Here is a 9,198-nt window from a genome sequence, read left to right on the forward strand (position 1 = left end):
ATTCCGGAGAGTGCTGTGAGGAATGTCGCACCGTGCGGCTGAGGGAAGCCGTCATCTGATGCGGATGCTAGGCCTCCAGCAGTGCCCGGCGCAGAGTGTCCAGTCCGACCGAACCCAGCTCCAGTGCCCGGGTGTGGAAGCGCTTCTGGTCGAAGTCGTCGCCCTCGCGGGTGCGCACCTCGTCGCGGATCTGCTCCCAGAGGCGCTGGCCCAGCTTGTAGGCGGGGGCCTGTCCCGGCCAGCCGAGGTAGCGGGTGAACTCGAAGTTCAGCTGACCCTCGGAGATGGCGATGTTCTGCTTCAGGAATTCGTAGCCCTTTTCGGCGGTCCAGGTGCCGGAGCCCCAGCGTTCGGGGACGTCCAGTTCCAGGTGCACGCCGATGTCGAAGACCACCCGGGCGGCCCGCATGCGCTGGGCGTCCAGCATGCCCATCTTGTCTCCGGGATCGCTGAGGTAGCCCAGCTCATCCATGAGCCGCTCGGCGTACAGGGCCCAGCCCTCACCGTGTCCGGAGACCCAGCAGATGTTGCGGCGCCAGTTGTTCAGCAGCCCGCGGGCCGCCGTCGCCGTCGCGATCTGGAGGTGATGGCCCGGCACACCCTCGTGGTAGACCGTGGTGGTTTCCCTCCACGTGGTGAAGGTGTCTTCGCCGGCGGGAACGGACCACCACATGCGGCCCGGGCGGCTGAAGTCGTCGCTGGGGCCCGTGTAGTAGATGCCGCCTTCCTGGGTGGGGGCAATCATGCACTCAATTTCGCGCATGGGGCCGTCAATCTGGAAGTGGGTGCCGGCGAGGTCGGCCACGGCGCGGTCCGCCAGGCCCTGCATCCAGGCCTGCAGCTCTGCGGTGCCGTGCAGCTGCCGTTCGGGATCCTCGTCCAGCAGGCGCATGGCCTCCTCAACGGTGGCGCCGGGTTTGATCTGCTCGGCAACGGCTTCCTGTTCCGCGATGATGCGGTCCAGCTCGGCCACGCCCCAGGCGTAGGTCTCTTCGAGGTCCACGGCGGAGCCCAGGAAGCGGCGGGACATCAGGGCGTAGCGTTCGCGGCCCACGGCGTCCTTTTCCGGAGCCTCCGGCAGCAGTTCGCTTTCCAGGAACGCGGCCAGGTTGCGGTAGGCGGCGCGCGCCGCGTCGGCACCGTCGCGCAGCGCAGCGGTGAGGCTCTCGGAGAGGGCACCGCCGTCGGCCAGCGCGGCGCCGGTGACGTAGCTGTCAAAGAAGCCGCCGTCCTCGGCGTACTTGGTGGTCTGTTCCATGACGATCAGCACCTGGCGGCGGGCCGGCAGCAGGCCGCGTTCCTTGCCGGCGCGCAGGGAGGTCATGTAGCCGGAGACAGCGTCCGGAACGTTGTGCAGGCGTCCGGCAATGTGCTGCCAGTCCTCGACGGTGGCTGCGGGCATGAGGTCGAAGATGGAACGGATTTCCTGGGCCGGGGACGCGATGTTGTTCAGGTCCGAGAGGTTCCAGCCGGAGGCGTGGATTTCCAGTTCCAGGCCCAGGCGCTCATGCATGGCGTCGAGGGTGACGCGGTCAACGTCGTCGGTCGGCTGCAGGCCGTCCAGGCGTTCCAGCGTCTCGCGGATGGCTTCGGCACCGGATTCAAGTCCGGCGGGGGAATAGTCCGCGTACTCGGTTTCGTGGCCGGGGATTCCCAGCGAGGTGGCCAGGGAGGGATCCAGCTGCAGCAGCGTCTGCGTGAACGCATCGGCAACGGCGTCGATGGCGGTCGGCTGGCGGTTGTGCGAGCCAGCGAAGGACAGGGGATCTGATGAAGGAGTCTGTTGGGTCACAGGTGAAGCCTAACGCGTCCCTCGGACATCCCCGGATGAATGAAACCCCAACGTAACGCAAACAGTTGCCCCGCGGGCCGCCGGCTAGCGGAAGCTGCGCCGCCAGGAACCGGGGCCGGGCTTGGGCGCGAGGCTGAGCATCCGACGCCGGTGCCACGTGCGGCGGGCGGACTCCGGCGCGGGGCGGGAGGCGCCGTCGTCGGCCGTGAGGCCCATGACGACGGCGGCCAGCGCCGCCAGCTCCTCGTCCGACGGATTTCCGCCGAGCACGGAGAACAGCGGCGGCTGCGGCGGTGCGGCCTGCGGTTCCCGGCCCCAGGTGTCGGGCATGTCCCAGGCCGTCACAGCGGGATGTTCCCGTGCTTCTTGGCGGGCAGCGACGCGCGCTTGTCCCGCAGGGCGCGCAGGCCGCGGATCAGCTGCAGGCGGGTTTCGGACGGTGCGACGACGGCGTCCACGTAGCCCAGCTCGGCGGCCTGGTAGGGGTTGAGCAGCTCTTCTTCGTACTGGGTGATGTAGTCCGTGCGTGCCTGCTCAACGCTCTCGCCGGCGTCGGCCGTCTGCTTGAGCTGGCCGCGGTAAAGGATGTTCACCGCGCCCTGGGCGCCCATGACGCCAATCTGGGCCGTGGGCCAGGCGAGGTTCAGGTCCGCGCCGAGCTTCTTGGAACCCATCACGATGTACGCTCCGCCGTACGCCTTGCGGGTGATGACGGTGAGTTTGGGAACGGTGGCCTCGGCATAGGCGTAGAGCAGCTTGGCGCCGCGGCGGATGATGCCGTTGAACTCCTGGTCCGTGCCCGGCAGGAAGCCCGGAACGTCCACGAAGGTGAGGATGGGAATGTTGAAGGCGTCGCAGTGGCGGACAAAGCGGGCGGCCTTTTCCGACGCGGCGATGTCCAGGGTGCCGGCGAACTGCATCGGCTGGTTCGCCACGATGCCCACCGTGTGTCCCTCCACGCGGCCGTAGCCCATCATCACGTTGGGTGCGTAGAGGGCCTGCATTTCCAGGAAGTGGCCGTCGTCGAGCACCTGTTCGACGACGGTGCGCATGTCATAGGGCTGGTTGGCGGAGTCCGGGATGAGCTCGTCCAGGGCGAGGTCGCCGTCGTTCAGTTCCATGTCCGGGGCAAAGGCGGCCAGCGGAGCCTCGGCGAGGTTGTTGGAGGGCAGGAAGTCCAGCAGTTCGCGGACAAACTCGATGGCGTCTTCTTCGTCGGAGGCCAGGTAGGTGGAGGTGCCGGTGTTGGTGTTGTGCTGCCGGGCGCCGCCGAGGGTTTCCATATCCACGTCCTCGCCGGTGACGGTCTTGATGACGTCCGGGCCGGTAATGAACATGTGGCTGGTCTTGTCCACCATGACCACAAAGTCGGTGAGCGCGGGGGAGTAGGCGGCGCCGCCGGCGGACGGACCCATGATCAGGGAAATCTGCGGGACCACGCCGGAGGCATGGACGTTGTTGCGGAAGATGTCCGCGAACATGGCCAGCGAGGCGACACCTTCCTGGATGCGGGCGCCGCCGCCGTCCAGGATGCCGACGACGGGGCAGCCGTTGCGCAGGGCATGCTCCTGGACCTTGACGATCTTTTCGCCGTTGACCTGGCTCAGCGAGCCGCCGTACACGGTGAAGTCCTGGCTGTAGACGGCGATCGGGCGGCCGTCCACCGTTGCATAACCTGAAACCAGGCCGTCGCCCAGCGGCTTCTTCTTTTCCATGCCGAACGCGGTGGAGCGGTGCACGGCCAGGGCATCGAACTCCACGAAGGATCCGGCATCAACCAGCATCTCGATGCGCTCGCGGGCGGTGTGCTTGCCCCGGGCGTGCTGCTTCTCTACGGCTGCCGGCCCGGACGGCATTTCAGCCTGTGCCTGGCGGCGGCGGTACTCCGCGATCTTGCCCGCTGTGGTCTGCAGATCAAGGTCCTGGTCGATGCTCATCTGGTCTCCGGAGTGCTGAGTGGGTGGGGCGTTCGCCGTGCGGTGTTGATGCGGGGTTACTGCGTTAAGTAGGAACTGCACAACGCACACGGCGATTTATCCAGTCTAATGACGGCAATCGTCCGCCCCCGGTGTAGGGATCCTACAATTTCGCGCCGCTGCCCTTGGCCTGAGTGGTGCGGCGGGTGTGTTGGTGGTGCTCGGATTGCTGTGGCCCGGCGAGGTTTCCAGGTGGCTGGATCGTTCGGGCAGCTTCCGGGGTCAAAACCGGGAAGCTGGGATCCTTCGTGCAGATACCGGGGTCAAAACCGGGCTGCTGGGATCTTTCGTGCAGCTTCCGGGGTCATAACGGGGAAGCTGGGATCTTTCGTGCAGCTTCCGGGCTCAAAACCGGGAGGCTGGGATCCTTCGTGCAGCTTCCGGGGTCAAAACCGGGCTGCTGGGATCCTTTGTGCAGATACCGGGGTCAAAACCGGCTTTTTGCTCGATATAAGCCCGGGAACTGCACGAAGGAATGTGGAAACCCCCGTTATCTGCACGAAGGACAGGTTTCGCCCCAGGTGTGGGCTCCTCAGGGTCTGAGAATCGGTCTCCGCGTTCCTGACCCGCTCATTGCGGGGGAGCCAGTCGGCTCGGCTTCGCGGCGGGCGTCCAACTTCGACGTTCCCACGGAACCTCGGGCAATTGTGGCAGTCTCTGGCCGGTGCTGGTGTGGACTGTTGTACAGATAACGGGCCTAAGCAGCGGATTTAGGCCCGTTATCTGTACAAACGACGGACCCGCAGGCACCGAACTGCACCGGAGTCCGCCAAACCCGGTTCGAGCCGATGTTACTGGCGAGTAACATATTCCTGCCGGGTGCATTACCCTGTCCGTATGACCTCGAATACACCTTTCGTGAATACGCGCTCGCTGTCCGGGCGCACCATCCTGATGTCCGGCGGCAGCCGCGGCATCGGCCTGGCCATTGCCCTGCGCGCAGCGGCCGACGGCGCCAACATCGCCATCATGGCTAAAACTGCCGAGCCGCACCCCAAGCTGCAGGGCACTGTCTACACCGCCGCCGAGCAGCTGCAGGCCGCCGGCGGAAAGGCTCTGCCAATCATCGGCGATGTGCGGAACGACGACGACGTCACCCGCGCCGTGGCCGAAACGGTGGAGGCATTCGGGGGCATCGACATTGTCGTCAACAATGCCTCCGCGATCGACCTGCGCGGCACCGATGACGTGACCATGAAGAGCTACGACCTCATGGCCGACATCAACGCCCGCGGCACCTTCATGCTCTCCAAGTTCTCCCTGGACGCCCTGCGCCGCTCGGAAAACCCCCACATCCTCACGCTCTCCCCGCCGCTGAACCTGGATCCCAAGTGGGCCGGTTCCTACCTCGCCTACACCATGGCCAAGTACGGCATGTCGCTGACCACGCTCGGCCTGGCTGAAGAACTCCGCAACGACGGCGTCGCGGTCAACTCACTCTGGCCGGTCACCTCGATCGACACTGCAGCCATCCGCAACCTCGGCGGCGAGACTATGGCAGCGGCCTCGCGCAGCTCCGACATCATGGCCGATGCGGCGCATGCCGTCCTGACCCGGCCCAGCCGCGAAGCCACGGGCAACTTCTATACCGATGAGCAGGTGCTGCGTGAAGAGGGGGTCACCGACTTCCGTCCCTATTCGCTCGGCGCGCCCGAGGACCAGCTCATGCAGGACTTCTTCCTCTAAAGAGCTGCCCGCGTAACGTGCAGCCCGCAGCGGCCGGGCCGGGGACAGGAACACCCCCGCCCGGCTGCGGCCGCCGGGGGCAGGAACACCCCGCCCGGCTGTCGCCGCCGGGGAAAGCCGGCCCGGCGCGTAAGATCGGAAGCATGCATTTGCGTTACTCCAGCATGGAAAGACCAGGGCTTGACCAGGAGCGCCTTCGCGCTGCTCTCACGGCACCCCACGGGCCTCTGTCCCAACTGGACGTGGTGGCGGAAACGGGCTCCACGAATACGGATCTCGCGGAGCGGGCGCGCCTGAACCCGGCCGAGGTCCCCGACCTGTCCGTGCTGACGGCCGACATGCAGACCGCCGGCAAGGGCCGGCTGGGCCGGGCCTGGATCGCGCCGCCGCGCTCTTCGCTCTTTGTGAGCGTGCTGCTGCGCCCCGTGAACGCCGACGGCCGCCCGCTGCCCACCCAGTCCTACGGCTGGCTGTCGCTGCTGGCCGCCCTGGCCCTGGCCGAGTCCGTTGCCGCGCGCACCGGCGTCGAAGCCCGGCTCAAGTGGCCCAACGACGTCATGGTCGACGGACGGAAACTCGCCGGAGTCCTGGCCCAGCTGGTGCCGGATTCGTCCGGTGCTCCGCCCGCCGTCGTCGTGGGCGCGGGCATGAACGTTTCCCTCACGGACGAGGACCTGCCGGTCCCCACGGCAACGTCGCTGCTGATGGAATATGCCGCCACCACGGACCGCAACATCCTGCTGGAGGACTATCTGCGGCAGCTGGCCCGGAGATACGAACAATTCCGGGCGGTCGACGGCGACGCTTCCCGGCCGTGGGCGGACGGGACGTCGCTGCTGGAGAAAATCAGCGCCCGCATGAATACCCTCGGCCGGGAGGTCCGGGCGGATCTTCCGGGCGGGGTCTCCCTGACGGGCCGGGCGGTTGCCCTGGACCCGCACGGCTCACTGATTCTCGTGGACGGAGCCGGCGAGCGGCACGCCGTCGTGGCCGGTGACGTGGTGCACCTGCGCGCCGTCCAGGCGTGAGCATCCGGCTGAAACTCTCTCCCGGCGAACGGATCATCGTGGCCAGCAGGCCGCATGCCCGCCAGCTGGTCTGGCCGGTGGTGCTCGCCGTCGTGGTGTGCGCCGTCGCCGGTTTTGGCTGCGGCTACCTCAGCCGTAACGGACTGCCCACCGGTCTGGCCAGCTGGAGCGGGTACCTGCAGGCCGCCGTCGTGCTCGGTGCGGCGGCAATGCTGGCGCGGTTCTGCGTTCCTCCGGTGCTGCGCTGGGCTTTTGCCTCCTACATCGTGACCAACCGGCGGCTGATCCACCGGCAGGGAGTGCTCCGCCGGCGCGAACGGGAACTGGGGCTGGCCTCGGTTGTCCAGCTTGAGGCGTGGCAGACCTTCGCCGACCGCATTCAGCGCTCCGGAACGCTGGCCGTAGACGTGGGATACAACCGGATGGTGCACTACGAACACGTTCCGGAGGTGCACAAATTCAAGGCCATTGTGGTGGGGGCGATCGACCAGCTCCCACTGACCGCCATGTTCGATGGTGTAGATATTGAAGGAGATGGGGAATACGACTACGAAGGGAGGGGAGATGAGTGAGGAAGGCCGCGACACTGCCGCGGATCCCGAACCCATGACCCTGTCCATGCCCACTATCCGCCCCCGGATTCAGCACGACGACGACGGCGCCCCCGGCACTGCGGGCAACGTGGACTCTGCGGCTGCTGACGCTGGAGCGGATTCCGCCGTCATTGACCGCGAGGACATCCGGAAGCTGGAAGCGCAGCTGATCGGCGGCCCGCGGACACTCAAGCGGCGCGAAGCTGCCGCCGAAGCAGGCGTGTCGCTGCTGTCCGCACGCAAACTGTGGCGGGCGATGGGCTTCCCCAACCTCGACGACGACGCCGTGTTCTTCACCGAACAGGACCGCGAGGCCCTGACGACCGTGATTGAACTTGTCCGGGATGAGCAGCTGACCGAAGAAGCGGCTATCTCGATCATGCGCTCCATCGGCCAGATGACGGACCGCATGGTGGTCTGGCAGATCGAAGCCCTGGTGGAGGAAATGGTGGTCCAGCGCGGCATTCCCGACGCCGAGGCACGCAAGGCTTTGGTGGCGGCGCTGCCGGCCCTGATCGAACCGCTGGAAAAAACCCTTGTCTACGCCTGGAAACGCCAGATGAACTCCGCCGTGCAGCGGCTGGCCCTGCGCGCCGAGGCCGGACTGGCCAGCCACGACGGCTCAGCCTCGGACGACAATCCGCTGCCGCTGGCCCGCGCCGTCGGGTTTGCCGATCTGGTGTCCTACACCTCCTTGTCCCGGCAAATGAACGAGAAAACCCTGGCCCACATGGTCCAGCGGTTTGAGCACAAATGCGCCGAAATCATCTCCGTGGGCGGCGGCCGGCTGGTGAAGACCATCGGCGATGAAGTGCTCTTCAACGCCGAAACCCCCGAGGCTGGAGCAGAAATCTCGCTGGCGCTGGCCAAGGCTTTCACCGAGGATGACCTCCTGCCGGCCGCTCGCGTGTCCCTGGTCTGGGGACGGGTGCTTTCACGGCTCGGCGACATTTACGGCCCCACCGTCAACCTTGCCTCCCGGCTGACTTCCCTCGCGGAGCCAGGCACCGTGCTGACCGACGCCTCCACCGCGGCGGCGCTGCGCAACAACGAGAATTTTGTTTTGATCCCGCACCAGCCGCGCAACGTTCGCGGTTTTGGGGAAATCCATCCGGTGACTCTTGCCCGCGGTACGGGGCAGGGGCTGATTCTTGACTAGTACGGGGACTGCCCCGGATTCCGCTAGGGTGATCACCACAAGGCGTAATATGTGTCACTGCTGTGGTCCACACAGCGGGCAGCTTCCGGATAGGGCGTGAATTGAACTCCGACGATACGACATCCCCGGGCATGGAACTCCGAGCAGTCTTTGGCTATGCCTCGGACCGCGGCCTGCGGCGGGAACAGAATGAAGATTCGCTGATCGCTGCGGACCCTGTATTTGCCGTGGCCGACGGCATGGGCGGACACGAGGCCGGGGAAGTGGCCAGCAGCATCTGCGTCCGTACCCTGGGCGACGCCCCTTTTGTCGGCCAGCATCTCCCGGAGATCGGGGCTGATGATTTGCGTGTGCTGCTGCGCGACGCCGACGCCGGGATCCGTGAGGCCACCGGCGGCCGTGCAGGCACCACGCTCACCGGCGCGGTCCTGGTCCGCGAAGCAGGCGTTCCGTCCTGGCTGGTCTTCAACGTGGGCGATTCCCGGACCTACCGCCTGACCGGCGGCGCGCTGGAGCAGATCACGGTGGACCACAGCGAGGTTCAGGAACTGGTGGACATGGGCCAAATTACGCCCGATGAAGCCCTGATCCATCCGCGCCGCCATGTGGTGACCAGAGCGCTGGGAACCGGCAGCGACACGGAGGCCGACTACTGGCTGATCCCGGCCGAACCCGGAGACCGGCTGCTGGTCTGCTCGGACGGACTGACCGGGGAAGTCAGCGACGGACAGCTGGAGCAGATCCTGCTCTCCGTGGACAACCCGCAGGACGCCTGCGCCTCCATGGTGGACGCGGCGCTGCGGTCCGGAGGCCGGGACAACATCACCGTCCTCGTAGTTGACGTTGAAGGCGCCGGGGAACGCAGCGGCGCGTCCGCCGCGACCCTGCCCGGCGCAGCGGAGCATCAGCCCGCGGCAGGATCCGCAGGGGCGTAGCTGCTGGTCCTTTTGGGGAAACAGCTGCC

At 66.6% G+C, this 9,198-nt stretch carries 8 protein-coding genes; 5 read left to right on the plus strand and 3 right to left on the minus strand.

Features of this window, described 5'->3' with window-relative positions:
- Positions 1–67: 67 nt before the first annotated feature.
- From AC4D2W_RS12415 to AC4D2W_RS12425, 3 genes are all read right to left on the minus strand, one after another.
- Entirely contained in the window at positions 68–1,792 is a 1,725-nt protein-coding gene (locus tag AC4D2W_RS12415; protein WP_490927210.1) for a DUF885 domain-containing protein, read from the minus strand.
- An 84-nt stretch (positions 1,793–1,876) separates the two neighbouring features.
- The gene (locus tag AC4D2W_RS12420; protein ID WP_490927211.1) at positions 1,877–2,137 is read right to left on the minus strand and encodes an acyl-CoA carboxylase subunit epsilon; all 261 of its coding nucleotides are present in this window, start codon (positions 2,135–2,137) and stop codon (positions 1,877–1,879) included.
- A complete protein-coding gene (locus AC4D2W_RS12425) occupies positions 2,134–3,729 on the minus strand; it encodes an acyl-CoA carboxylase subunit beta (protein WP_490927212.1) in 1,596 nt (531 codons plus the stop codon). The genes AC4D2W_RS12420 and AC4D2W_RS12425 overlap by 4 nt, the downstream gene beginning before the upstream one ends.
- A gap of 876 nt (positions 3,730–4,605) precedes the next feature.
- On the opposite strand from AC4D2W_RS12425, the gene AC4D2W_RS12430 reads away from it, so the two are divergent.
- From AC4D2W_RS12430 to AC4D2W_RS12450, 5 genes are all read left to right on the plus strand, one after another.
- Positions 4,606–5,454, plus strand: coding sequence for an SDR family oxidoreductase (locus tag AC4D2W_RS12430; RefSeq protein WP_490927213.1), 849 nt, complete (start codon positions 4,606–4,608; stop codon positions 5,452–5,454).
- 143 nt (positions 5,455–5,597) lie between these two features.
- The gene (locus AC4D2W_RS12435; protein ID WP_490927214.1) at positions 5,598–6,482 is read left to right on the plus strand and encodes a biotin--[acetyl-CoA-carboxylase] ligase; all 885 of its coding nucleotides are present in this window, start codon (positions 5,598–5,600) and stop codon (positions 6,480–6,482) included.
- Complete coding sequence (locus tag AC4D2W_RS12440; RefSeq protein ID WP_490927215.1) at positions 6,479–7,054, plus strand: PH domain-containing protein; 576 nt, start codon at positions 6,479–6,481, stop codon at positions 7,052–7,054. Before AC4D2W_RS12435 ends, AC4D2W_RS12440 begins: the two co-directional genes overlap by 4 nt.
- Positions 7,047–8,234, plus strand: coding sequence for an adenylate/guanylate cyclase domain-containing protein (locus AC4D2W_RS12445; RefSeq protein ID WP_490927216.1), 1,188 nt, complete (start codon positions 7,047–7,049; stop codon positions 8,232–8,234). The genes AC4D2W_RS12440 and AC4D2W_RS12445 overlap by 8 nt, the downstream gene beginning before the upstream one ends.
- 131 nt (positions 8,235–8,365) lie before the next feature.
- Positions 8,366–9,169, plus strand: a complete 804-nt coding sequence (locus tag AC4D2W_RS12450; RefSeq protein ID WP_490927217.1) for a PP2C family protein-serine/threonine phosphatase — start codon at positions 8,366–8,368, stop codon at positions 9,167–9,169.
- Positions 9,170–9,198 lie beyond the last annotated feature (29 nt).

It is taken from the genome of Arthrobacter sp. TJ-58 (genome assembly GCF_058269295.1).